Origin of the sequence: Symbiopectobacterium sp. RP (genome assembly GCF_050472005.1) — a bacterium.
GTDB lineage: Bacteria > Pseudomonadota > Gammaproteobacteria > Enterobacterales > Enterobacteriaceae > Symbiopectobacterium.
In genome coordinates this window covers 20,367-39,936 of sequence record NZ_JBGOGS010000001.1, presented here as the reverse complement: position 1 = coordinate 39,936, position 19,570 = coordinate 20,367, and the positions used below count along the sequence as shown (strand labels likewise).

At 49.1% G+C, this 19,570-nt stretch carries 34 protein-coding genes and 1 pseudogene; 15 read left to right on the top strand and 20 right to left on the bottom strand.

Annotation, left to right across the window (positions count from 1 at the left end; translation table 11 throughout):
- Positions 1-303: 303 nt before the first annotated feature.
- The 7 genes from ACD630_RS00310 to ACD630_RS00280 form a co-directional block, all read right to left on the bottom strand.
- On the bottom strand, positions 304-1,368 hold the full coding sequence (locus ACD630_RS00310) for a phage integrase Arm DNA-binding domain-containing protein (protein WP_430357733.1): 1,065 nt from the start codon (positions 1,366-1,368) through the stop codon (positions 304-306).
- Entirely contained in the window at positions 1,346-1,531 is a 186-nt protein-coding gene (locus tag ACD630_RS00305; RefSeq protein WP_252120483.1) for an excisionase, read from the bottom strand. Before ACD630_RS00305 ends, ACD630_RS00310 begins: the two co-directional genes overlap by 23 nt.
- 172 nt (positions 1,532-1,703) lie before the next feature.
- Positions 1,704-1,865, bottom strand: a complete 162-nt coding sequence (locus ACD630_RS00300) for a protease FtsH-inhibitory lysogeny factor CIII (RefSeq protein WP_430357732.1) — start codon at positions 1,863-1,865, stop codon at positions 1,704-1,706.
- A gap of 15 nt (positions 1,866-1,880) precedes the next feature.
- Positions 1,881-2,090, bottom strand: a complete 210-nt coding sequence (locus ACD630_RS00295; RefSeq protein ID WP_430357731.1) for a hypothetical protein — start codon at positions 2,088-2,090, stop codon at positions 1,881-1,883.
- Positions 2,091-2,102: 12 nt separating this feature from the next.
- A complete protein-coding gene (locus ACD630_RS00290; RefSeq protein ID WP_430357730.1) occupies positions 2,103-2,903 on the bottom strand; it encodes a phage antirepressor KilAC domain-containing protein in 801 nt (266 codons plus the stop codon).
- 72 nt (positions 2,904-2,975) lie between these two features.
- Positions 2,976-3,491, bottom strand: coding sequence for a Rha family transcriptional regulator (locus tag ACD630_RS00285; RefSeq protein ID WP_430357729.1), 516 nt, complete (start codon positions 3,489-3,491; stop codon positions 2,976-2,978).
- Between the two features lie 202 nt (positions 3,492-3,693).
- Positions 3,694-4,548: a DNA cytosine methyltransferase gene (locus ACD630_RS00280; protein WP_430359819.1), complete on the bottom strand. Its 855-nt coding sequence runs from the start codon at positions 4,546-4,548 to the stop codon at positions 3,694-3,696.
- A gap of 187 nt (positions 4,549-4,735) precedes the next feature.
- Between ACD630_RS00280 and ACD630_RS00275 the strand changes: the two genes are divergently transcribed.
- Positions 4,736-5,071, top strand: coding sequence for a DUF1640 domain-containing protein (locus ACD630_RS00275; RefSeq protein WP_430357728.1), 336 nt, complete (start codon positions 4,736-4,738; stop codon positions 5,069-5,071).
- A 66-nt stretch (positions 5,072-5,137) separates the two neighbouring features.
- On the opposite strand, the gene ACD630_RS00270 is transcribed toward ACD630_RS00275, so the two are convergent.
- The 9 genes from ACD630_RS00270 to ACD630_RS00230 all read right to left on the bottom strand — a co-directional run bounded on the left by ACD630_RS00270 (position 5,138) and on the right by ACD630_RS00230 (position 8,749).
- Entirely contained in the window at positions 5,138-5,761 is a 624-nt protein-coding gene (locus ACD630_RS00270) for a lambda exonuclease family protein (protein WP_430357727.1), read from the bottom strand.
- Positions 5,745-6,485 (bottom strand): recombinase RecT, encoded by a 741-nt coding sequence (locus ACD630_RS00265; protein WP_430357726.1) that lies wholly within the window; start codon positions 6,483-6,485, stop codon positions 5,745-5,747. Before ACD630_RS00265 ends, ACD630_RS00270 begins: the two co-directional genes overlap by 17 nt.
- The gene (locus ACD630_RS00260; RefSeq protein ID WP_430357725.1) at positions 6,482-6,790 is read right to left on the bottom strand and encodes a hypothetical protein; all 309 of its coding nucleotides are present in this window, start codon (positions 6,788-6,790) and stop codon (positions 6,482-6,484) included. The genes ACD630_RS00265 and ACD630_RS00260 overlap by 4 nt, the downstream gene beginning before the upstream one ends.
- Positions 6,783-6,968 carry a hypothetical protein gene (locus ACD630_RS00255; RefSeq protein ID WP_430357724.1) on the bottom strand — a complete coding sequence of 62 codons (186 nt, stop codon included), beginning with the start codon at positions 6,966-6,968 and terminating at the stop codon, positions 6,783-6,785. Before ACD630_RS00255 ends, ACD630_RS00260 begins: the two co-directional genes overlap by 8 nt.
- Before the next feature lie 75 nt (positions 6,969-7,043).
- Positions 7,044-7,643 (bottom strand): hypothetical protein, encoded by a 600-nt coding sequence (locus ACD630_RS00250; protein WP_430357723.1) that lies wholly within the window; start codon positions 7,641-7,643, stop codon positions 7,044-7,046.
- A gap of 107 nt (positions 7,644-7,750) precedes the next feature.
- On the bottom strand, positions 7,751-7,987 hold the full coding sequence (locus ACD630_RS00245; protein WP_430357722.1) for a hypothetical protein: 237 nt from the start codon (positions 7,985-7,987) through the stop codon (positions 7,751-7,753).
- Between the two features lie 29 nt (positions 7,988-8,016).
- Positions 8,017-8,187 carry a hypothetical protein gene (locus ACD630_RS00240; RefSeq protein WP_430357721.1) on the bottom strand — a complete coding sequence of 57 codons (171 nt, stop codon included), beginning with the start codon at positions 8,185-8,187 and terminating at the stop codon, positions 8,017-8,019.
- Positions 8,172-8,462 (bottom strand): hypothetical protein, encoded by a 291-nt coding sequence (locus ACD630_RS00235; RefSeq protein ID WP_430357720.1) that lies wholly within the window; start codon positions 8,460-8,462, stop codon positions 8,172-8,174. Before ACD630_RS00235 ends, ACD630_RS00240 begins: the two co-directional genes overlap by 16 nt.
- A gap of 11 nt (positions 8,463-8,473) precedes the next feature.
- The gene (locus ACD630_RS00230) at positions 8,474-8,749 is read right to left on the bottom strand and encodes a hypothetical protein (protein ID WP_430357719.1); all 276 of its coding nucleotides are present in this window, start codon (positions 8,747-8,749) and stop codon (positions 8,474-8,476) included.
- 274 nt (positions 8,750-9,023) lie between these two features.
- On the opposite strand from ACD630_RS00230, the gene ACD630_RS00225 reads away from it, so the two are divergent.
- Positions 9,024-9,470: a hypothetical protein gene (locus tag ACD630_RS00225; protein WP_430357718.1), complete on the top strand. Its 447-nt coding sequence runs from the start codon at positions 9,024-9,026 to the stop codon at positions 9,468-9,470.
- Positions 9,471-9,590: 120 nt separating this feature from the next.
- Here the strand turns inward: ACD630_RS00225 and ACD630_RS00220 are convergent, their stop codons facing one another.
- On the bottom strand, positions 9,591-9,962 hold the full coding sequence (locus ACD630_RS00220; RefSeq protein WP_430357717.1) for an antitermination protein: 372 nt from the start codon (positions 9,960-9,962) through the stop codon (positions 9,591-9,593).
- A 272-nt stretch (positions 9,963-10,234) separates the two neighbouring features.
- Here ACD630_RS00220 and ACD630_RS00215 point away from each other — a divergent pair, with 272 nt between their 5' ends.
- Positions 10,235-10,684, top strand: a complete 450-nt coding sequence (locus ACD630_RS00215; RefSeq protein ID WP_430357716.1) for an ECs1072 family phage-associated protein — start codon at positions 10,235-10,237, stop codon at positions 10,682-10,684.
- Between the two features lie 618 nt (positions 10,685-11,302).
- On the opposite strand, the gene ACD630_RS00210 is transcribed toward ACD630_RS00215, so the two are convergent.
- Positions 11,303-12,028, bottom strand: coding sequence for a LexA family protein (locus tag ACD630_RS00210; RefSeq protein WP_430357715.1), 726 nt, complete (start codon positions 12,026-12,028; stop codon positions 11,303-11,305).
- Between the two features lie 26 nt (positions 12,029-12,054).
- Here ACD630_RS00210 and ACD630_RS00205 point away from each other — a divergent pair, with 26 nt between their 5' ends.
- The 6 genes and pseudogenes from ACD630_RS00205 to ACD630_RS00180 all read left to right on the top strand — a co-directional run bounded on the left by ACD630_RS00205 (position 12,055) and on the right by ACD630_RS00180 (position 15,206).
- Entirely contained in the window at positions 12,055-12,282 is a 228-nt protein-coding gene (locus tag ACD630_RS00205) for a DNA-binding protein (protein ID WP_430357714.1), read from the top strand.
- A 273-nt stretch (positions 12,283-12,555) separates the two neighbouring features.
- Positions 12,556-12,834: a CII family transcriptional regulator gene (locus ACD630_RS00200; protein WP_430357713.1), complete on the top strand. Its 279-nt coding sequence runs from the start codon at positions 12,556-12,558 to the stop codon at positions 12,832-12,834.
- A 33-nt stretch (positions 12,835-12,867) separates the two neighbouring features.
- Complete coding sequence (locus ACD630_RS00195; RefSeq protein ID WP_430357712.1) at positions 12,868-13,032, top strand: hypothetical protein; 165 nt, start codon at positions 12,868-12,870, stop codon at positions 13,030-13,032.
- Positions 13,019-13,492: pseudogene (locus ACD630_RS00190) on the top strand (replication protein); the annotation flags it as partial. The gene ACD630_RS00195 and the pseudogene ACD630_RS00190, both read left to right, overlap by 14 nt.
- Positions 13,493-13,518: 26 nt before the next feature.
- Positions 13,519-13,833 (top strand): hypothetical protein, encoded by a 315-nt coding sequence (locus ACD630_RS00185; protein ID WP_430357711.1) that lies wholly within the window; start codon positions 13,519-13,521, stop codon positions 13,831-13,833.
- Positions 13,830-15,206 (top strand): replicative DNA helicase, encoded by a 1,377-nt coding sequence (locus ACD630_RS00180; RefSeq protein WP_430357710.1) that lies wholly within the window; start codon positions 13,830-13,832, stop codon positions 15,204-15,206. Before ACD630_RS00185 ends, ACD630_RS00180 begins: the two co-directional genes overlap by 4 nt.
- 260 nt (positions 15,207-15,466) lie before the next feature.
- Here ACD630_RS00180 and ACD630_RS00175 read toward each other — a convergent pair whose 3' ends face one another.
- Positions 15,467-16,048: a type II toxin-antitoxin system VapC family toxin gene (locus ACD630_RS00175; RefSeq protein WP_430357709.1), complete on the bottom strand. Its 582-nt coding sequence runs from the start codon at positions 16,046-16,048 to the stop codon at positions 15,467-15,469.
- Positions 16,045-16,743, bottom strand: a complete 699-nt coding sequence (locus ACD630_RS00170) for a hypothetical protein (RefSeq protein ID WP_430357708.1) — start codon at positions 16,741-16,743, stop codon at positions 16,045-16,047. The genes ACD630_RS00175 and ACD630_RS00170 overlap by 4 nt, the downstream gene beginning before the upstream one ends.
- A gap of 489 nt (positions 16,744-17,232) precedes the next feature.
- On the opposite strand from ACD630_RS00170, the gene ACD630_RS00165 reads away from it, so the two are divergent.
- The 6 genes from ACD630_RS00165 to ACD630_RS00140 are packed head-to-tail and all read left to right on the top strand — an operon-like array spanning position 17,233 to position 19,345.
- A complete protein-coding gene (locus tag ACD630_RS00165; protein WP_430357707.1) occupies positions 17,233-17,670 on the top strand; it encodes a recombination protein NinB in 438 nt (145 codons plus the stop codon).
- On the top strand, positions 17,667-17,867 hold the full coding sequence (locus ACD630_RS00160; RefSeq protein WP_430357706.1) for a hypothetical protein: 201 nt from the start codon (positions 17,667-17,669) through the stop codon (positions 17,865-17,867). The genes ACD630_RS00165 and ACD630_RS00160 overlap by 4 nt, the downstream gene beginning before the upstream one ends.
- A gap of 2 nt (positions 17,868-17,869) precedes the next feature.
- Positions 17,870-18,385, top strand: a complete 516-nt coding sequence (locus ACD630_RS00155) for a phage N-6-adenine-methyltransferase (RefSeq protein WP_430357705.1) — start codon at positions 17,870-17,872, stop codon at positions 18,383-18,385.
- 2 nt (positions 18,386-18,387) lie between these two features.
- Positions 18,388-18,849, top strand: a complete 462-nt coding sequence (locus tag ACD630_RS00150) for a hypothetical protein (RefSeq protein WP_430357704.1) — start codon at positions 18,388-18,390, stop codon at positions 18,847-18,849.
- Positions 18,846-19,004, top strand: a complete 159-nt coding sequence (locus ACD630_RS00145; RefSeq protein WP_430357703.1) for a helix-turn-helix domain-containing protein — start codon at positions 18,846-18,848, stop codon at positions 19,002-19,004. The genes ACD630_RS00150 and ACD630_RS00145 overlap by 4 nt, the downstream gene beginning before the upstream one ends.
- Positions 19,001-19,345: an antiterminator Q family protein gene (locus tag ACD630_RS00140; protein ID WP_430357702.1), complete on the top strand. Its 345-nt coding sequence runs from the start codon at positions 19,001-19,003 to the stop codon at positions 19,343-19,345. The genes ACD630_RS00145 and ACD630_RS00140 overlap by 4 nt, the downstream gene beginning before the upstream one ends.
- Positions 19,346-19,570 lie beyond the last annotated feature (225 nt).

Genomic DNA, 19,570 nt, shown 5'->3' with positions numbered 1-19,570 from the left:
TCAGGTTACGGTATGCCATCGGGATTTCCAGCTCGGGGTGAATGTGATTTTTCACGTCTAAGGAAGGGAGTCTGCAAGTCGAAATGGACGGTAACGTATTGATAAAAATGTCGTGTATTGTCGTGCTTTGTTGTTTTTTGTCGCCTATTTTTTGAGCACAAAAATAACATAAGCATATGATAAATATCATTTTATAGCTTTAGAGCTTCGCTGATGCTCCAACATCGGCGGAGAAATATTATTCTTTTTATTCAGTTCGTTACAATTAATCGATCGAAATTACTCGAAATTCGATCGAAATAATTACACCTCTGTCCACTCTGAGCCACGTACATCCCGGTACTTGTCGGTCATGGTTGCTGATTTATGCCCTAATAGTTTTTGTGCGTAGTCTTTCCCTTTCTCTTCAGTATATAAGCGAGCTGACAAACTTCTGATTTCATGAAAAGAGGGAGCAGTGCCTTCCCATTTCAAACCTGATCCACGACGCGCTTTCATAAATGCTTCAGATAATGTTCTCTTAGCGAGAACACTGTGTTTTTCATCCGCCACAATGTGAGATTTACCATTATTTAATATTCTTAATTGCTGAAGCACATCTAAAAGGGAAAGATTCAGACATTCAAGGCGGGTTGTTTCCGCGATGGCCAACATCATGCCTGTTTTTTCTTGTCTGACGTAAAGACGTCCATCCCGGTAATCACTCCAGCACATGCCCTGAACATCGCTTAGGCGTTGTCCTGTGAGTAGAGCCAGGTCAAGGCAGGGGCCAACCCATGCGGGTAATTTATCTGCTGCTTTACGGATAGCCTTCCAATCGTCCAACGTTATCCGCTCGCGTTGAATGTCTACACGCTGGTTGCGCGTAGCTTCGGCTGGATTGCTTTTGGTGACCCCTTCAGCAATGGCCTCACGAAACAAGTCAAGCAGCAATGTTCTGATGCGGTTTGCCATTGTCGGTTTTCCTGCCTTTACCCACTGATTAAGGAACGAGGCAATGTCTTTGGTTTCTACTTTCTGAAGAGCAAATTCCCCTAAATGGGCATTAACGGCTTTCAGGTATTTATGGTACTCGTTCATCGTTGTCGGCTTGAGTTTCCGTCCTTCGAGTATCGTCAGATAGCGTTCAGTCCATTCGCTAACTGTGGTCACCTGTGTGTCGTTGATGCGGTCAACGAGCGGTGATGGTTTTGATGAGCCATAAATCGCCATATTAGCGGCGATGGCTTGTGTAATGGCCTCCTGTCGATGGCGGCCCAGGCCATATTCTTTTCCGGTGCGTGGGTCGCGGTAGCAAAAATAGCCGCCATTGCGCGGTTGCAGGTTTGGCGGCAAATCGCGGTTCTTATGGTTTCTCCGGCGTGCCATGTCTTATCCTCGATAACAGGGTGGGGTGAAGGGCGCTGGATGGGCCAATGTTTTTGTTCTGGGTGAGCTTGCAGGCGTTTTCCTCAACCAGATACTCGCGCCCATCTCGTATCGGTGCGGGAAAAATCATTCCGCTCCTGACCAATCGCCTGACGGTTTCCATACAACGCGGGCGGGGTTGCCGCCGATTCCACTCGGATAAGGTGATGTATGCCATAATTGACCTCTGCTAAAATTAAGCCACTGCGCCGTTCGTCATGACGGCGGGCAGGCGGGGGAATGACCAATCGAAGAAATGCGGGGGTGAAGGGGATTTCAGGCTGTAACAGCCTTGATTAAGGTGCTGGGGCAGGTCGTAGAGGCTTGCCTTGCTGTTCGAGGATAGCGATAAGCTTTCGGTATCCGTTTCGCAGCCATTTAACCCATTTATCCAGGTGGGTTTCTTGCGGGTGATAGCTCCCCATGAGGGCAGCATGACCCGCGAATGCATAATTCATGGGGTGCTCCTGTTTTTATATTGCTATTTGGGTGTCGTATGTCGCGTGACTCATGGTTTTCCAACTCTGACCGTTATCTTTGGATAACATGCGCCAGTAGTGAGAAAGCCGCATTGATAAATAACCGGTTCGTCGTATGCGTCTTGCATGAATAAGTCCTTCACGGTATAAGCGTTTAAATAGCTTCTCCCGCTCCTTTATCCTGTTAGGTATTTTAGGTTTCATTCGTTGCTCCTCTCACGATGCAAGGCTGACGTGCTTCTGGTGGGTAAAATCGCCGTTCCAGTTGAGTTTCATGGGCACTTTGCCACGGCGGTAAAGGACGTAGAGGCGCTCAGCGCCTTTGCGAAGGAGTACCGGCTGGTGCTTAATGAAGTCATCGGCACCCTGAACGCTAATCAGATGCTGGTGCTCAGTCAGGTATCTGTCGCGAGCGTAGGATGTTGCCCGCCAACGGGTACCGGATTGGCTTTCGTTGTAGAGCCAGTTACGGTCTGCTAACCAGTGGTTCACTTTCTGGGTGTTAACACCATTGAGCATTTTACAGAACTGGGTCGGGGTCATGCCCTCCTTGAACAGGCTCTTGAGGTCGTGGAGTTCTGCTTCCTGCTCTTTGTTGACCAATGCCAGTGCAGCTTCACTCTTTTTCGATTCCAGCAGGGCTTCCAGCGCAGAGATGTAGTTTTCCGGTAATGCGGGGACTGTGGTGATTGCCTGCGATTTTGAGGCAGCCAGTTGCTCCAGCTTATCAATCAGCGAACGACGAACTGCCTTCGACTCACGCGCGGCGACACGGAGAGCTTGTTTGAGCGTCATGTGGATAATCTCAGACTCAGTATTGTTCGTTTTTTGAACTACGGAAATTTCGTAGTGCTCTCCTTCAAGCTCATCTTTAATTTTTTCAACGAAGTCGTTATTGCGGATAGGTTTCTCTCCGTATTGCTTGCGCGTTTCGTTGACCATAATCAGCAACCGCTGAGAGTCGATTCCGTTGTCGCTACTTGTGGTTAAATTTTGCACGTTCATTAAATTTTGCACACAGATATACCTCGCTGGTTAAAACGATAATGGAACCCCGGCACGTTACCGGGGCGGAATGACTGGGTTAGATTAGCTACCGAGCTTTTTAATCAGATCGTCTTTGTGTATGACGAGATAGTCAGCTCGACGCGCAATCTCGAACAATGTATCGAGGCTGGCAACATATTCGTTGTCAGCAATTGGCCGGGAGCTGATGACTTTATTATCTTGAAGGGTAAGTAGTATTTCGTTGGTTACGCCGCTGACGGCAACTGCGCCATGAAGCTGCTCTTCCATGCGGTTAAACTCCGCAATGTAAGCTTCCTTGAACGCTGCTGCTTTTTTGCCGGTGAAGCCCATGACGAGAAAAATGAAGCCGTCCTTGGTTATGGTATACATCGGTAGTTTGCGGCCTGTGCTGTCGGTGTATTCACTCACCTCAAAATTGAGGGCAGTAAATTTTTCAGAGCAATCAAGGCGTTCAATGGTGCGTAATACGTTATCGTGACGCTTGTCAAAGTAATCAGCAACGTCCAATGATGTAGTTACAGCTTTACCATTGCGGATAGTGACTTTGGGTGCAGCAAGGCTTGTTTGAAGTGTCATAATGACCTCCGGTGACAATCTGAATTTAATCACCACCAAGAGGTGCAAAACTCATATTGGTGGTGAACTGAACAGGGTTTGCACTACCGGGATTGTCATCCGGCCTACCTTTCGGTAGCCCTATCCAGCCCACCATTGAGATGCGGCTAGATTGCGACATAAAAAAACACGCTCGCGGCGTGTCATTCTGTCGCGACAATCCCTACGGGGTGCAAAGCCCGGCACCTGAATTTGCAGATGCAGAGTGACTATAGCGCATGGGTTCTCCTTGCGTCAATGAGGTGTATGACTCTATGAACGCTTTTGCCGCCTCCACGTTGATAGCGTTTCCGTAGGCGCGCAGTCGTCCCACGCGGTTGGTAACCCCATAAGCCAGCGGGAATGCGCCGGGTTCAACTGGCCGCCACTTTTCATCCCGGCACAGGAGCCAGTCAGCCTCTCGCCAGAAGCCGTTAACCGCACTGGGGTTGTCAGCCACACTACGCGCCCCAGCAATGCATTGAGCGGCACATTCGGGCATTCCCTGCCATCCTTCCCGTCCCGCGTGGTCGGCGTAGGCCACCCAGTACGCCCGGTCGCGGATATGCGGGGCACCGACGCCCGCAGACGGAAACGGCACACACCCGAAGGCGTAGTCCACGGCTTCCAGGTCAGCCTGTACAAGGTCGAACCAGAGGTTTGCATGGCTGCTTGCAACCTGTTCACCAAAAACGTACTCAGGGCGGCACTGGCTGATGAGCCAGTGAAAAGCGGGCCAGAGATGCCGCTCGTCATAAAACCCGCCGCCCTTGCCTGCTGCGCTGAAAGGCTGGCAGGGGCAACTGCCCGTCCACACGGGTTTATCATCGGGCCATCCTGCTTTTCGCAGGGCATACGACCATACGCCGATCCCGGCAAAGAAATGGCATTGCGTGTAGTTTTGTAAGTCATCGGGAGTGACATCCTCAATCGAACGTTCATCAACATCGCCTGGCGCAATATGACCGGCGGCAATCAGGTTTCTCAGCCACTGTGCTGCATAAGGCTCAATTTCGTTGTAGTAAACTGCTGCCATCATCCAGTCACCATGTATCGAATCCGGCAGGGACAGCACGGGGTAATGATGTAGTTATCTGCTCTGGTTATTTTTGTCATAACAATTTCTCCATAATTAAACGGATGTGGTTATCAGAGGGCTAACGGGTAAAATTTTGCAGATTGGCGGTCAGATCGCTTACACTTGGCTTGGTACAGGAGGATCCGCTATGGGCCAGGTTGCATTTGATACATTGCAGGCGTCAGAAGAGCTTCAAACCGCCGGGCTTACCAGTGAGCAGGCCAAGGCGATCTCGCTCGTCGTACGCAAGTCTCATGAGGTGGCGGATGTCGCTACTAAGGCTGATATTGCTGATGTAAAGCGCGATATAGCTGACGTTCGTAAAGATATGGAGTTCCGCTTCGAGAAGACCGACGCGCAGATAGCCGATGTGCGTAAGGATATGACTGCCGGTTTTGATAAACTTGGCATGCAGATGACCATCCGACTTGGGCTAATGGTCGCCGCCGCTGTCAGCATCATTGCTGCCATTCTCAAAATGTGACAGTGTACTATACCCCTTGGGTCAGGCTGAACCTGATTGTGTACCCGCCCGACGACGTGCATGCACTCATGCTGCCACCCTGGATAATTTCCTGATAGCCTCAAGTTCGTTTTCAAGCTCAGCCAGAAACTGCCTTAACGCCTCCTCTATTTCAGCAACCCGTTTATCGTCCTGATGAATTCTCAACTGGTAATAGGCAAGGTCTGGCGGTAGCCTGTCGTCATAGCTGACAAAATCACACCATTTCCTGCCCGTACACATCATTTGGGCGTGCATCTGTAGGAGGTATTGGTTTTTCGGCTTACCGGTCTTGATGGTCTCTAAATGCGTCCATGTGTTGGGGCATTTTATTTCTATCAGGCCATCATTTCCGACCAGGCCATCAGGCGACGCCCCAAATCCTACGATCTCTGGATGGGGAATAAATCCCACTTCTGTAACTTCTGCGTCAAACTGGTTAAGCAGGTACATCTCCCGCGCCACCGGTTCAAGTTCAGTGCCGTGCTGCATGGCCGAGTTTGCGTAACTTTCTTCCACCTTTCCTGTTAGGCGCTGGCAGATAAGCTCTGCCATGTAGTTCTGGCGGCTGGCGGAATAGCCCGATTTGGTTTTTGCCATTACGTCAGACAGGCGACTGGCGGTCACGTTGCCACAACGGGCGGAAAACCATTCATCACTGCGCTGTTGCATGATCCACCTCGCTATATTCTGCATCGACGGGAATGCTTTTTTTGATGCGCTCCTTCTCTGCATTGCCGATAATCTGGCGCTCTTCGTGGGTCAGGTTTTTCCATGTTTCTGCGAAGACTTCCATGCTTAGCTGAGCCGCCTCTTCGCACCGGGCAATCAATGCCGGTCGGCGCTCGTCTGTTTGTTGTCCAACAACAACGCTTGCCGGGCTGCTTTCGATGATCCGCTCTGCTTCGTCGCTGTCGTAAATGCCAGCAAACCCAAATGCCATGCGGGCACACTGAATAAGTGACTTGTGGCGCAGCATACGGGTGGGGTGTGATTGCCACGGCTGGGTATTGCGCTTACACTCGCCCATGTATTCGGTGACTACAGTGGGGTGTTTGCGATCTTTGCGGTAAATCTTGCAGGTGCAAGCCCCCTCTTCCTTGTCGTAGCCGAATTCCATGCCGTCGAACTGCGGATGTTCGTTAATGATCCGCGCCCAACCATCTACACCAACAACCGGGACAATGCCGCCCTTATCAGGGAATGCGTAAATCTCTTTCGTCCACGGGTTAAGCCCGTACTGGTTGGCAACGATAAGTAGGGCGGTAAATTGCTCGTCCGTGACGTTACCCCCCTTGAACGCCGTATTCTTAAGGGTATTCATCAAGTCCGTACCGGGCTCCATCCCGAGACGCTCAGCCAGCTTCCCTGCCATTGTTGTTAATGCCGTGCTCATGCTGCATCCTCCGTGCTGTTCTGCCTGTTATAAATCCAAAAAGCCCGCTCAACCTTCACACGGTGGAAAATGGCGTCGAATACTCGCTGACTCTCGGCTTCCTGATAATCAACATCGCTATCTTCCATGTACTCACAGGCTAGCGATGTGTAAGCATCAGGGCAGTGCTTTCTAAGCGGTTCACGAAACCTTTCGATAGACTTCTCCGCCAATTGCTCAGCCTCTGCGTAACAGTCCTCTGTTATTTCAGGCGGCATTTCTTCCATGATTTTCCGAATAGCCTGTATCGTTGATGGATTAAGCATTGGGGTTCCCCTTCTGATTAACCGTTGCAATAAGCTGCCCGAATAACCGTTGCAGCCCGCTTTTGTTTTTGAAGCTCTGGCCCGTGACGATATTTGAGCGGTGATGTTCGATTGACCGAATCGGGTCAAATTTAATTTCAGGACGCACGATGGGGGCGCCCGCGATAGTAAGTTCCATCGTGGCTTTCCTTAATTTGGATTGATGTATTAATTGATGCCGAAAAATATCGCCGAGGGTTAAATATTCATCTCTTTATGACAGGTTAAACCGTAATTTCAGCAACGAAATGACATGACGATAAATTTCACCGTGCTTATTGTCGCAATGGCGCTTATTAACTGCCGATTCGAATTCTTCAATAGTTCCAGAGAAGCACCCGCGCCTAACAATGACACTGCCGTCTTTCTTCCTGAATGCGGTTAGTACTCCGTTTTCTGAGCCAATGGGGGATAGGGTGATCCAGTCCGCATCGCCGGACACCCGCGCATCGCCGTACACCCGCGCATTGCCGTACACCCGCGCATCGCTGTACACCCGCGCATCGCCGGACACCCGCGCATCGCCGTACACCCGCGCATTGCCGTACACCCGCGCATTGCCGTACACCAGCGCATTGCCGGACACCCGCGCATCGCCGGACACCCGCGCATCGTCGCACACCAGCGCATCGCCGGACACCCGCGCATCGCCGTACACCCACGCATTGCCGTTCTGAGCCAGGTTCGATTCTTTTTTTACCCAGCCGCCTAATTCGCCAGCACGAACATTACCGAAGGCGATAAGCGCTTTAATGCGAAACAATTTGATGCCGAAAAACGCTTTCACTTCGGCAGTGAGTTCGAATTTTTTCATTTAAAATTCCCTGGATTCAGGCGTAAAAAAACCACCGTCCGATGGCGTTATTGAGTATGGGGGGGAGATTGCGGCGATAAGCGGATGATGGGAATGCTGAAAGTGTTTCAGTCATGGATACCCGTTAATTTTTTCACCTGCTTTTTAAGCCACTTATTTTCCTCCACCAGAAAGGCGATGGTTGATTTGTATACCAATGTTTCGTGGTCGTCATATGGGTGAGTATTGATGCTCATCAAATAACGTGAATCATTAATATTATTGCTGCCGTTGGTGACAGCGACCATGTCACCGAAATTAGGGTGATTGAAGGTCGTGATATAAGGTTTATTAAGTTGCATCATTCAATCCTCCGTTGGTTATCAAAATATTTTCACTTCTCCCAATCTTCTCGACATTCTTTGCAGCAGAAATTACCCTCGGTTGGCCCCTCGCAATTATAGCAGCGCCCGTTAACCGGTAATTCCTTCTCTCGATGATTGGTGCTCAGGTGTTGGCGAAAGGCTTCTTCGTTCTGGCCGGCTATATCTACATCATCTGCCATTTTTTATTAAATTCCCTGTACTCCTTTAAATCTTTCACATCAATGCATGGTATTAAGCCATTGGCGAAAACTATTTCACCATTAATAGTCTCGATAAAGCACCAGTTCTTAAATATACAGGGTGAAACATTATTGTTTATGTCATTCTCTATGGCTGTTGGAAAATCTACGACGTTTTTATCTAGCCATTCCAAGGCATCACACCACTCATCATAATCAGAAGGGGCAATTGGTTTTAAGCATGCTTTAATCGTGGTCCGATTTTCATTTTCCATAAATACATACCTCAATCGTTTAATAACTTCCGGGTATTGTCCGTGAGTTGTGCTTGATATTTCTCAAGCATCCTCGCGGCATAAGCGAGTGCGTCCTCACGGTCGGAGAGGTCACCGATGGCCTGTAGCAAGCCGTCGCTGCCTCGGATATAGACGCTGAAAAAGTCAGGGGTATCATTCTGTTGCATTAAATAGCCGCAGTCGTCTACAACGCCCGACAGGATGATATCAGTAACAATCGTCCCCGGCGCTATCAGGTGGTCGAATTCGTCAATGAGCTTTTGCATGGTGGCCTCCGTGTCAAGTACCTGCTTTGGTGACCCTCTCAGGCGGCGAGGGTCTCGGTGTACCCCTACAACGAGAAATTTAAATATGTTAAAATCAGTGTACCCCTACAATGCAAGAAAGGTTTAGACCGATGTCTGAAAAGAAAGCAGTTACCCCCCGGGAAAATTGATTGAGAAACACATGCCGGAAAAAGCTGTAAGACCTATACCGCAGCCGGAATATACACCACCGCCACCGAAGAAAACCGGAGGCTGACAACCATAAGGAATCGCTATGAGCAGAGATGAAATTAAAGACCGCATCCTGTACGGGTATTATCTTGAACAGTTGTACACCACCGCGACGGGGCGACTTGACCGACTCTTTTCGGTGTTAACGTTGATTTTCGGCTCAGCGATAGTGCTAAAAGCGAACCCATTTTTCTTTGGGGTGATGATCGTGATTATTTCAGCGGTGCAATCGACTTACCAATTTGGCAAGCAGTCCGCCGGAGCCGCGAAACAATCCTTTGAGTATCTTCGATTATTCACAAATGAAGCTCGGTTCAGTGATGCAGACCTGAAAGCAAAACTTATTGAACTTGAGAGCATCGATAACAACATCTGGTCTTGTCTGAAGCCTATAGCATTGCGGAAAACGCAAATAAAAATGGATCTTCCTGTTGAAAATCAAGAAAAGCTTTCCAGGCTATCAACGTTGTTACGGTTACTTTGTGGTTAAATATTACAAAAATTATCCTCTTGCGGTGAGTATTACCTTGCCGCAAATGTCCCCGCCTGTTTCCTGTACCCCTCCTGAAATAACGCCACATTCTCCAGGCAGCACGCCCCCTACTCAAATTCAATGAACGGGCCGCGATGTATGCGTCTGCTTTGCTCTGGCGGTAATGCCATAGTCTGTTTTCGGTTTGCGGTACCAAATACGATGGCTAATACGCTTAACCATGTCGTACTTTTCGGCGAAACGGTTAATTTGTTCTCTGAATCCAGCCAGTAAATTGAAATTAATTCGTGGCGCCCGTTTGCGCTTGAAGGCTAATTCGATTCGGTTAAGCGCTTTGCGTTTCTCAGGCTTCTGCCCCAATACCCTATCGATACGGGATGTCACCAGTTCACGCCGGATCGCTTCTGCCTTGCGTCTGGCATGACGGCGAATAGCGGCGTTGGTTTTGCTAACAGGATTAACGGACTTACGGTAAATGATAGTAGCCATGTTTCCTCCAATAGATGGTTTTGGTGGTGTGGTGAACGGGTATAGTCCTGGTGTTGGCTATAATTTTTATTCAGCCCACCACACCCCAAAAACATCTGGGCAAAGGTTCGGCACGTTGTCGGTGCCTTCCGTAGAGCGCGAGGCTCGTTGTAAAAAGAGCGGTTAAAACAGAGCAGACTCATTAATCTGCTGTGGTTTAATGCCTGGTTTAATTCTCCACCTCAGGCAGCAGTGGTATCCTTGGCGCTCTCACACAACCAAGAAGGTTTTCTATGACTGACTACGACAATCTTTACCTTACGTTAAAGCATGATCTCATCAAGTTTTACGACACCAATGAATACGATATCAGAGTGAAACCATCTACTCTGAAAGTCCTTAAATGCCATACCCACTTACATCATTTGCTTTTAATCGAAATGGTTTTGAAAAATCATAGGGATAAATATAAAAAATCAATTTCTGATCTTTCTGGTATTAAAGCTCTGCATCACATGGTTTTCTTAAAAACCAACTGGAGACCAGAAGAAATAAGATCTACTTCAGTTCATGACCTGCTTTTTGTCCTTCAGGAAGAAATGAATTCTGAATATCTGCCGGAAGAAGAGCGCAAGTATCTAAAAACGATTTTAAACTACGACAATCCGCCAAAAATTGACTTAGCGAGTTACGCTGGTTGGTCGATAGGTGAAGGAGATCAGTATGTAAGGTCTGATCAGTAACAGCCTCAGCTTCTGTTATGCTCATCTTCAGTGAAGAAAGCTCACAGACTACACCGCGAATAGCTGAATCCTGAGATTTAACTATTCCGAGTTGGGCATTGTGCTTATCTTTCAACTCGTCAAGCACCAGGCTCGCAATGTACATACTACCGGCTGAAAACACTGTGCTGATTGCGTCTTTATCAAAGCGCTGGGTCTCAATGGCGCTATTTGTATTTGTTACCATCTTCCATCTCCTCTTTCGTTAGCTATCCCAACCGCCGTCATGTTCGTGTGCCTCGGGCTGGCTACTTACGCTCAGGCAATCGGCGGGTAACTCGAGGTCTTGCCTGCCGGGGTATTGCCGTTGCGGGTTGCTGGTCCACCGTCTGCCTGTAGGCTGTCTGGTGGGTTGATGAGTTTATTGTGAACTAAAAGTACGGCTGTGTGCAAGGGAAAAGTTCACAAAATTGCTGGTAAAATTGCATTCATGCATTATCTTTCTGAATAGAAAGGGGATTAAAATATGGGGAGGGTTCGTGGGGATGTTTGACGATGGTTTAGCAGATAGTTGTGTAGCTATTCGCTACAGGAATAAGGGCTGACAGCCCTTATTATTTTATTGGTACATTAATTTCCCTATATTAAACGCATCTTCGTTTCTATCGCAACACCAATAATCTTATTGCTAGGGGTAAGTTTTAATAGTGGGTAAGCGGGGTTTAAGCTTTTCAGGTAAGACTCTCCTGCGTCAAAAATCAGTTTTTTAAACGTTGCTTCGTTGCTACCAGCGAGTGTAGCGACCACAAGATTTCCATTCCTTGCCTCTCTTCCCGTATCAACAAGTATCATGGTTCCATCAGGAATGCTTAGCCCTGTAGGTGCCGTCATCGAATCACCGTTTACTTTCAACCAAAATGCATGACCAATAACTTGTGCGTCTGATTCATACCACTCATCATTATCATCCAAGATATGAGGCTCCCTTGTCTCATAACACGAGCCAACACTTATCCAGCTGATTAAAGGGTATTTATTGGATGGCTCGCGCTTCCCGATATAATTAATAACTCTATGCTGATCAGCGTCACCATGCTGAAGCCAAATTATATCAACGCGCAAGAACCTTGCAAGGTCATGCATTTTATCTTGACGTGGTACCGCCTCACCGTTCAGCCACTTACTCACCGCTTTTGAACTCACGCCTAAGAATTTAGCAATAGCCGCCCCGCGTCCACGATCGTCTAATCCCGCTTCTTTACAGGCCTGCGCAAGCCGTTGGGAGAATTCGTCACGCAATTTATCTGTTCGTACCATAAGTTCGATAATAAAGTACTTGAGAAGCCCTTTCAGTTCACTTATCATGGGTACTTAAAGTTCAAGGAGGTGTGATGGACAACCTGAATGAGCCAATAAAAAGCGTTGGCATACCACATGTAGCCAAAGCTTGTGGGGTCAGTAGCAGAGCCGTCTACAAGTGGCTAAATAATGGTTTTCTTCCTAAAACCGAATTTTTCGGGAAAACCAAATACGCACAAGCCATTGAAAATATCTCAGATGGTAAATACAAAGCATCTGATTTACTAGACATAAGCCAAAAGAAATTATTATCAACATAATTAATTCATCAAAAGAGAGTTGATAGCTATCAGAAATCGATTATTGCTCCACTTTAGATGAACTTTTCGGCTTAACCAGTTAGTACCAACCTTACAACGGACACTCGTCCTACGGAAGCCACCGACAACGTGGCGAACTCAACATCCCACAGTAACAAACTCACTGTGACTGCCTCACGGCTTCGTCACGTCTGTTGATCACCAAAACACAGGTGCCGTGTCTCTACACGCGCATCCGATAACCTATTTTTTTCAACAAGGAAATTATCACACATGAACCACGCAACACAAAGCAAGAAAGCCGCTCACATCGAGTCGGCGCTACTCAACAAGTTAGCCCTGATGGGACAGAAAGCCTTTGCCGCCGCCATGAACGTACCGGAGTACCAAGTCAGTCGCTGGAAGAACGGTCTGTTTCGACAGGTGAGTCTGATGTTAGCCGTGCTGAACTGCGGTGTTGCCGATGATGAAATGGCTGAGTTAGCCAAGCGGCTGGCGGGGTATCTGAGCAAAGAAAAAGCCGGTCAGTGGGAGAACACTTTTCCGGCTTAAAATTGCAACAACAAATTGATTTCAGGAGGAATTATGGCACGAAACAGCCGGGATTTCAAGCAGAAAGAGGAACGAGTGCATCCCGATTCACCTGATGGATTAGTTGTCGCTGCCGTCAATAACAAGCCGTTCGCTGAGCGGCTTATCAATGTTTTCAGACTGGTTAAAGCGGGGGTGAAAAAGGATGAGCGTCGCTAGGATATCAGACTACCAGAAACCTCAACTTGAGGTAGTGGAGCATCGCGTGGCTGACACTGATGATGGCTTCATCATGCTGGCGATGGAGCTTTACGAAGAACTGATCGGCGCTAATCTGACTCGCAATCAAGCCAAGGTGGCACACGCTGTATGCCGAAAGACATACGGCTTCAAGAAGAAAATGGATCGCATTGCTGACAGTCAATTAGCCGAGCTTTGCAGAATCAGCAGGCCAAAGGCCAACATTGCCAAAAATGAGCTTATCGCCATGAAAGTTCTGGTGAAAGACGGAAGCAAAATTGGCCCAAACAAAAACATATCAGAATGGGAGATCCCGGAGTGTTCCCAAATAGATAACATTGTTACCAAATCGGGAACAAAAAATGTTACCAAATTGGATACACCGAGTGTTACCAAAACGGAACACACAAAAGATATCTTTAAAGATAAAATAAATAATACCCCTTACCCCCTACGGGTGAAAGTGTGAAGGGGGGTAAACCCTCCAAACGAAAATCAAACCCAATCAAATACGACGACTACCTGAACGCCTACAACGAAGCCGTGGGTGACAGACTGCCTCACGCTGTTGAAGCCAATGACGAGCGAAAACGGAAACTAGCCGCTCTGGTTAAATCTCTGGCCACGCCAAACCTGGACGGCTTCAAGTCTTACGTCAGGGCGTTTATGGCTGCTGCCAGGCCGTTCCACTTTGGCGACAACGATCGCGGCTGGGTGGCTAATTTTGATTACCTGCTTCAGCGCAAAACGCTGACGAAAATCAGGGAGGGTACGCTATGAGACAGGATATCGAGGCCAGCGTGATTGGTGGTTTGCTGATCGGCGGTTTAACGCCAACGGCAACTGAGGTTCTGGCAACGCTGGAGGCGGAAACCTTCGAGATCCCGATTTACAAACGAGCCTATGAGGTGATCCGTAAACAGGCTCGCACCAGAAACATGATTGATTCCCTGATGGTTGCCGAGGAATGTGGCGATGAGCATTTTGCCGACATCATGGAAACAGCGCGTAGCTGCCCCAGCGCTGCAAACCTGCGGGGCTATGCCGACATGGTGACTGAGATGTACCAGCGCCGGATGTTCGTTTCGGCTGTTGACAAGCTGCGCGGGACAATCGGAAATTCATCGATTGAAGTGGCTACCGTGGCGATGGACGAACTTATCGGCAGACTGTCAGGCATTCGAAAGCCGAAGCAGGAAGTGAAGCCGGTTCGCCTTGGAGACATCATCTCCGAATACACCAACACGTTAGCGCGCCGCCTGAAAAACGGGGAAGAGTCCGACACGCTGAAAACAGGCATTGACGACTTGGACGCGATCACCGGGGGGATGAACGCTGAGGATTTAGTGATCGTCGCCGCCCGCCCCGGAATGGGGAAAACTGAACTGGCGCTTAAGGTTGCCGAAGGCGTGGCAAACCGGAAGTTACCCGGGGAGAACCAGCGGAGGGGCGTTCTGATTTTCAGCATGGAAATGAGTTCCCTACAGGTAGCTGAGCGTTCGATAGCCGGGGCAGGGCGGATGTCGGTAAGTCTGCTGCGTAACCCTTCAAACCTTGACGATGAGGGATGGGTGAGGATTGTTGACGGGATTAACCGACTGGCAGATCTTGACGTATGGGTCGTCGATGCTTGCCGCCTGACGGTGGAGGAAATCGTAGCCATTGCCAGGCGGCACAAACAGGAGCACCCAGCGCTATCGCTGATCATGGCAGACTATCTCGGGCTGATCGCCAAACCGAAAGCGGAGCGTAACGACCTTGCCATAGCCCATATCTCATGGAGCCTAAAGGCAATGGCCAAGACGCTGCGAACGCCAGTGATCGCGCTTGGTCAGCTATCACGAGACGTTGAGAAGCGACCTAACAAGCGCCCGACCAACGCCGATTTGCGTGACTCTGGCAGCCTTGAACAGGATGCCGACTCAATCATCATGCTCTACCGCGACGCGGTGTATAACGAGAATTCACCCGCCGCTCCATTCGCAGAAATCATCGTCACAAAAAACCGCTTTGGCTCACTCGGCACCGTCTATCAGCGATTCGTTAATGGTCATTTCATTGAGTGCGACCAGGACGAAGCGCGGGAGAAGTGCACGACAAGGCAGCAGACAGAAACCAGCGTACGCAGGTACGCAAAAGGCGCTGACGTCTAGGCAAACAAACAGGAGGAGTGATGAAAAGGGATACACGGAAAGCCGCTGAAAGAAGTTATGGGTTTTTAAAGCGAGGGAAACAGGAATGACAGCCTATCTAACAGAATGCATCGTGGGGCTGCTGGCAATGGCAGCCCTTTTGGTTTGGGTGGGTAAAAACGCCCCCCATGGTTAACCATAGCGATTGGAGGGGCGAGGTGTCGGTCAAGGTACTTCATCGACAGGACACAAAAAACCCGGCGCGGGGCCGGGTGGGGGGGTTAGTTCATTTTATTTTTGTCTGGCGAAGGAATGTCATGAAGAAGATTTAGTGGGAACTGGTCAGATAAGGAGATGGGTTGTATTTCAGATATTGATTTAACATCAATTCCAGCCTCCTTACCTTTCTTGATCACTTCACCATCAGAACTCCAAATTTCTGTGATCCCATTTGCTTTAGCAATGGATATTATTTGTCTATCGAATCGGATCTTATTAGCGGTTTGGTTTGAATTTATCTGTTTGGAAAACTGCTTAAACTCTTGAATAGATGGAAGTAATGAGCACTCTACCGCTGCTAACTCTTCAAAAGGAATTATTTCAAAACAGTTCATGCTCGATATTCTTTCTACGTGAGCGTGCTTGTTTCTTTCACCGTCAATTCCAAGCAAATACTCAGCAAGAACAGGTGCTGGTATCGCTATGGTGCCGCCTTGGCGTTCAATGTGCTCAAGAAGTGCTCGTGACCTCAATTCAAGATTTTCTATCTTTGAGAACCCATCATCACCAAGCAGGTTAGTGCTTGGTGAATTCTTTTCCATAAGGCAAATTAGGATGTTGGTGTCTACTATTATTTTTTTCAACTGAAACTCCTGTATTTCAGTATCAGCTCAGCCTGAGCTTCTATTTCACCCCATTTATTTGCAGGATCACTAGACAAGCGGCCAAGCCCTTCTGATAACGTTGTATCTTGAAGTTCAACGAATTTTTCTATTTTTAGGTTTTTCAATTTCCATACACCATCCTTTTTCTCGTGCTGAGAGTCTCCATACACTCTGATTTTTTTAAACAAATACTTAGCTAGCCTAACTGCATCAGGTTTCGTTGCGGTACAGATTAGTATCTCTCCACCATTCCCTCTAAGCCTTACTGAAACCAGGTCATGGTTCTTTTCAACGATGTGATACAACTCGCCTTGTATTTTTGTGTTTTTCTTTGTGACCAAGATTGGCTTATCGTCACTTATCGCTCTAATTGAGCTTAACAAGTTGTTATTAGAGTATATTTCTGCTGAAAAATTATCTTTTGATATGCGTTTTGCTAGTTTGCTCGTGTCAAGGTTTTCTATTATGTTTGCGCAAATGACGTTGTGCGATGTTGTGTTGGTTGTGTAAGTGTGAATTTCAACACATCCATCTGTGACCGCTTTGAATCTGACATCCTTTTCCTCTCCATAAAGCGTAGCGAGATCGGCAAGATAACCAGCCAGCTTATTCATTGGGATCTCGCTGGGGCTAATGCCGTTTATTACTAGTTTTAGGCTAAGTAACTCGCTCATAAAAACGCTCATAAAGTAAGAATGCTAAAACATCACTATAAAGCATACGCCTGTGTTGTAAACAACGTTCGGCCGCATCTCTGCGACCTCTCACCCACCTGCTTATGCCGTGGCTAGATTAGCCGCATTTTGGTTTCGACAGCCACACCTATGATGCGGAAACTTCCACTGATCGGCACCATAGGCCATTGCGGGTGTAGACCCTTTAAGTATCGCTACCACGCCTATGTTCACGAAACCCCTATGACACTGCATTTTCTTTCAGGCAGTGGGGGCAACCAATGTCAAAGGAGAGCATACCCATGAATAGTTTAACTCCACATTTGAATGATATATCTACGATATTGAGTAACGCAGACAGGCCTGAGGTGGCGTTGTTACAACGCTATGAGATAACTCAGGGTGAGCAAAAAATCAACTTCATTCTATCACTTATTGGAAAGTTGATAGAGCAGGACAGAATGCTTCGCGCCAGAAGCGGAGGGTGACATGGATAAAACACGCTTCCTGCTGCGTGATGAACGAATACGAAAAAACCTGAAAGCCTTTATTGATTCCCTGCCCACCGACCCACACCGCCCTCTCGAAATTACCGTCAACGATGCTAAACGGACATTACCGCAGAACGACCTGTTCCATGCGTTATGCACCGATGTTTCGCGTCAGGTGGTGTGGGCCGATAAACCCCGCCCGCTGCTGGACTGGAAAGCGCTGTTTGTTTCGGGACATGCCATCGCTACCGGCAGGCCGGGGGAGGTGGTGACGGGGCTGGAGGGGGAGTTTTGCAGCATCCGCGAGAGCACGGCTCAGATGGGCGTAAAGCGCATGAACAGTTTGATTGAGTATGCCCAGGCCTGGTCGGTCGGCAACGGCGTCAGGCGGCGGGAGGTGCGTTATTCCGGGGATTATTTTGGGAGAGTCGGATGAAGAAAACCAGTTTCAGGTACGACGGGTTAACCGGTGAAGAGGCGGAGCTACTCGTCAGGCACTACAAAGACAACGGCTATCGCGCTGCCAGGTCACTGAGCCGCGACCCCAAATATTGGGATATCGTTGTCACCCTTCCCGAACAGCAGTACCTCAAACCAACACCACGCTCAATGCTCAACAAGGTGTGGGGGTAGCTATGGCACTCAAATCACACACCAGACCAGAGCACAAGGACACATGGCGAACCCCGCCCGAGGTCTTCCAGGCGCTGGATGCGGAGTTTGGCTTCTACCTCGATGCCGCCGCTGACCACGACAATACCCTGTGTCGTCTGTATCTGACGCCAGAGGATGATGCCCTTGCCTGTGACTGGAGTAGCACCGGCGCCATCTTCTGCAATCCCCCGTACAGCAATATCCGCCCCTGGGTTGATAAAGCTGCTGAGCAGAGCCGCAAGCAGAATAAAACGGTCGTTATGCTGCTGCCTGCGGATACCTCGACGGGATGGTTCGCACAGGCACAGAAAACGGTTGATGAGGTGCGCTTCATCACCGAAGGGCGATTGTCGTTTATCAGCGCTGAAACGGGCAAACAAGGCAAGGCGGGTAACAGCAAGGGCAGCGTGTTGTTCATCTGGCGACCGTGGCGCACAACCCCTAAAGGGATGACTACGGTAAGCAGGCACGCGCTGATTAACCGGATGTGGAGGTAGCTATGGCACTAAAACGCGATAAGCACGACGCGGTATTTTCTGAGCTTGTGCGCGAGAGAACCAGCTGGCAGTGCGACTACTGCGGTAACTATTTTCACCACGACCACGGTAATCTCCATTGCTCCCACTTCAAGTCCCGCCGACACAAAGCGACCCGCTACCATCCCTTCAACGCCTTCGCACACTGCGCGGGCTGCCACCGTAAATTGGGTGAAGACCCGTATGAGTTCACGATGCACGCCAACATCACTTATGGGGAGATGGTCATTGACCGCGTGGCGCATCTGGCGGCAGTGCCGGTGCGATTAAAGCCGTGGCAGATGGATGAGATTTATCAGCACATGAAAACTGAGCTCAAGCGACTGCGGGAATTACGCGCCGGCGGAAATATCTGGCGAATCGAGTTCACGCTACCACCCTGGTATCAGGAGGGCATTACTTATCGGATGGGGGAAGCGGCATGAGACAGCGTGTGCAACTGACGGCGGAAGATATTCCGCTTATCCGTGCGCTGCTGGCCTCCGGTATGCCAGTGGCGGAGGTGGCGAGGAAATTCGAGACCAGCAAGCAGCATATCTACAGCATCAGGAACGGCAAAAACTGGGGGGCGGTAAAATGAGAGATATTCGATACCTGTTGACGGCATGGGGAAATTGGAGTGGCTCACGCATTGGCACCGAGTACAAAGCCGCATGGCCGCTGGCCACGGCAAGCTGCGATATCCGGCCCATGCTGTCTGATGCCGACGGTGAGACAGTTGACCGGGCGGTAGGGCGGCTCAAGCACTTCGACCCGTTGGGCTACGATATCGTGGTGGCGTACTACCGTGGAAAAGCGTCGTGCCAGATGATTGGGGAAGCCATGGAACCACACCGTCACCGTACTTATGTGAGCAAGGTGCTCGAAAGGGCTGAAGCCTACATTGCCGGTCGCGTGGCTGAACTTTTGGAGGCGGCTTGACAACGCATGCAGCTATCGGGATACTGGCCGAACTGAATTTAGTAAGCGGCCAACCGTACCCGATAGCTTTGCGGCTTTTTTATGCCCGTAAAAAGGCGTAATCACATCCGAAGGCCGGGTGGAGAGGCGTAATACAATACTCGCAAGGGGAATATGCCCAGAGTTGCTTACTAGACTCAGTTGACGCCCGGCTACCAGCTACTAACTGGTAATCGAAACTAAACT

What these genes read in the sequence shown, in the direction of transcription:
- ACD630_RS00310 (WP_430357733.1), bottom strand. Translation starts at nt 1,368, where the DNA reads ATGGCACGCCGGAGAAACCATAAGAACCGCGATTTGCCGCCAAACCTG.
- ACD630_RS00305 (WP_252120483.1), bottom strand. Translation starts at nt 1,531, where the DNA reads ATGGAAACCGTCAGGCGATTGGTCAGGAGCGGAATGATTTTTCCCGCA.
- ACD630_RS00300 (WP_430357732.1), bottom strand. Translation starts at nt 1,865, where the DNA reads ATGAATTATGCATTCGCGGGTCATGCTGCCCTCATGGGGAGCTATCAC.
- ACD630_RS00295 (WP_430357731.1), bottom strand. Translation starts at nt 2,090, where the DNA reads ATGAAACCTAAAATACCTAACAGGATAAAGGAGCGGGAGAAGCTATTT.
- ACD630_RS00285 (WP_430357729.1), bottom strand. Translation starts at nt 3,491, where the DNA reads ATGACACTTCAAACAAGCCTTGCTGCACCCAAAGTCACTATCCGCAAT.
- ACD630_RS00280 (WP_430359819.1), bottom strand. Translation starts at nt 4,548, where the DNA reads ATGATGGCAGCAGTTTACTACAACGAAATTGAGCCTTATGCAGCACAG.
- ACD630_RS00275 (WP_430357728.1), top strand. Translation starts at nt 4,736, where the DNA reads ATGGGCCAGGTTGCATTTGATACATTGCAGGCGTCAGAAGAGCTTCAA.
- ACD630_RS00270 (WP_430357727.1), bottom strand. Translation starts at nt 5,761, where the DNA reads ATGCAACAGCGCAGTGATGAATGGTTTTCCGCCCGTTGTGGCAACGTG.
- ACD630_RS00265 (WP_430357726.1), bottom strand. Translation starts at nt 6,485, where the DNA reads ATGAGCACGGCATTAACAACAATGGCAGGGAAGCTGGCTGAGCGTCTC.
- ACD630_RS00260 (WP_430357725.1), bottom strand. Translation starts at nt 6,790, where the DNA reads ATGCTTAATCCATCAACGATACAGGCTATTCGGAAAATCATGGAAGAA.
- ACD630_RS00255 (WP_430357724.1), bottom strand. Translation starts at nt 6,968, where the DNA reads ATGGAACTTACTATCGCGGGCGCCCCCATCGTGCGTCCTGAAATTAAA.
- ACD630_RS00250 (WP_430357723.1), bottom strand. Translation starts at nt 7,643, where the DNA reads ATGAAAAAATTCGAACTCACTGCCGAAGTGAAAGCGTTTTTCGGCATC.
- ACD630_RS00245 (WP_430357722.1), bottom strand. Translation starts at nt 7,987, where the DNA reads ATGATGCAACTTAATAAACCTTATATCACGACCTTCAATCACCCTAAT.
- ACD630_RS00240 (WP_430357721.1), bottom strand. Translation starts at nt 8,187, where the DNA reads ATGGCAGATGATGTAGATATAGCCGGCCAGAACGAAGAAGCCTTTCGC.
- ACD630_RS00235 (WP_430357720.1), bottom strand. Translation starts at nt 8,462, where the DNA reads ATGGAAAATGAAAATCGGACCACGATTAAAGCATGCTTAAAACCAATT.
- ACD630_RS00230 (WP_430357719.1), bottom strand. Translation starts at nt 8,749, where the DNA reads ATGCAAAAGCTCATTGACGAATTCGACCACCTGATAGCGCCGGGGACG.
- ACD630_RS00225 (WP_430357718.1), top strand. Translation starts at nt 9,024, where the DNA reads ATGAGCAGAGATGAAATTAAAGACCGCATCCTGTACGGGTATTATCTT.
- ACD630_RS00220 (WP_430357717.1), bottom strand. Translation starts at nt 9,962, where the DNA reads ATGGCTACTATCATTTACCGTAAGTCCGTTAATCCTGTTAGCAAAACC.
- ACD630_RS00215 (WP_430357716.1), top strand. Translation starts at nt 10,235, where the DNA reads ATGACTGACTACGACAATCTTTACCTTACGTTAAAGCATGATCTCATC.
- ACD630_RS00210 (WP_430357715.1), bottom strand. Translation starts at nt 12,028, where the DNA reads ATGATAAGTGAACTGAAAGGGCTTCTCAAGTACTTTATTATCGAACTT.
- ACD630_RS00205 (WP_430357714.1), top strand. Translation starts at nt 12,055, where the DNA reads ATGGACAACCTGAATGAGCCAATAAAAAGCGTTGGCATACCACATGTA.
- ACD630_RS00200 (WP_430357713.1), top strand. Translation starts at nt 12,556, where the DNA reads ATGAACCACGCAACACAAAGCAAGAAAGCCGCTCACATCGAGTCGGCG.
- ACD630_RS00195 (WP_430357712.1), top strand. Translation starts at nt 12,868, where the DNA reads ATGGCACGAAACAGCCGGGATTTCAAGCAGAAAGAGGAACGAGTGCAT.
- ACD630_RS00180 (WP_430357710.1), top strand. Translation starts at nt 13,830, where the DNA reads ATGAGACAGGATATCGAGGCCAGCGTGATTGGTGGTTTGCTGATCGGC.
- ACD630_RS00170 (WP_430357708.1), bottom strand. Translation starts at nt 16,743, where the DNA reads ATGAGCGAGTTACTTAGCCTAAAACTAGTAATAAACGGCATTAGCCCC.
- ACD630_RS00165 (WP_430357707.1), top strand. Translation starts at nt 17,233, where the DNA reads ATGGATAAAACACGCTTCCTGCTGCGTGATGAACGAATACGAAAAAAC.
- ACD630_RS00160 (WP_430357706.1), top strand. Translation starts at nt 17,667, where the DNA reads ATGAAGAAAACCAGTTTCAGGTACGACGGGTTAACCGGTGAAGAGGCG.
- ACD630_RS00155 (WP_430357705.1), top strand. Translation starts at nt 17,870, where the DNA reads ATGGCACTCAAATCACACACCAGACCAGAGCACAAGGACACATGGCGA.
- ACD630_RS00150 (WP_430357704.1), top strand. Translation starts at nt 18,388, where the DNA reads ATGGCACTAAAACGCGATAAGCACGACGCGGTATTTTCTGAGCTTGTG.
- ACD630_RS00145 (WP_430357703.1), top strand. Translation starts at nt 18,846, where the DNA reads ATGAGACAGCGTGTGCAACTGACGGCGGAAGATATTCCGCTTATCCGT.
- ACD630_RS00140 (WP_430357702.1), top strand. Translation starts at nt 19,001, where the DNA reads ATGAGAGATATTCGATACCTGTTGACGGCATGGGGAAATTGGAGTGGC.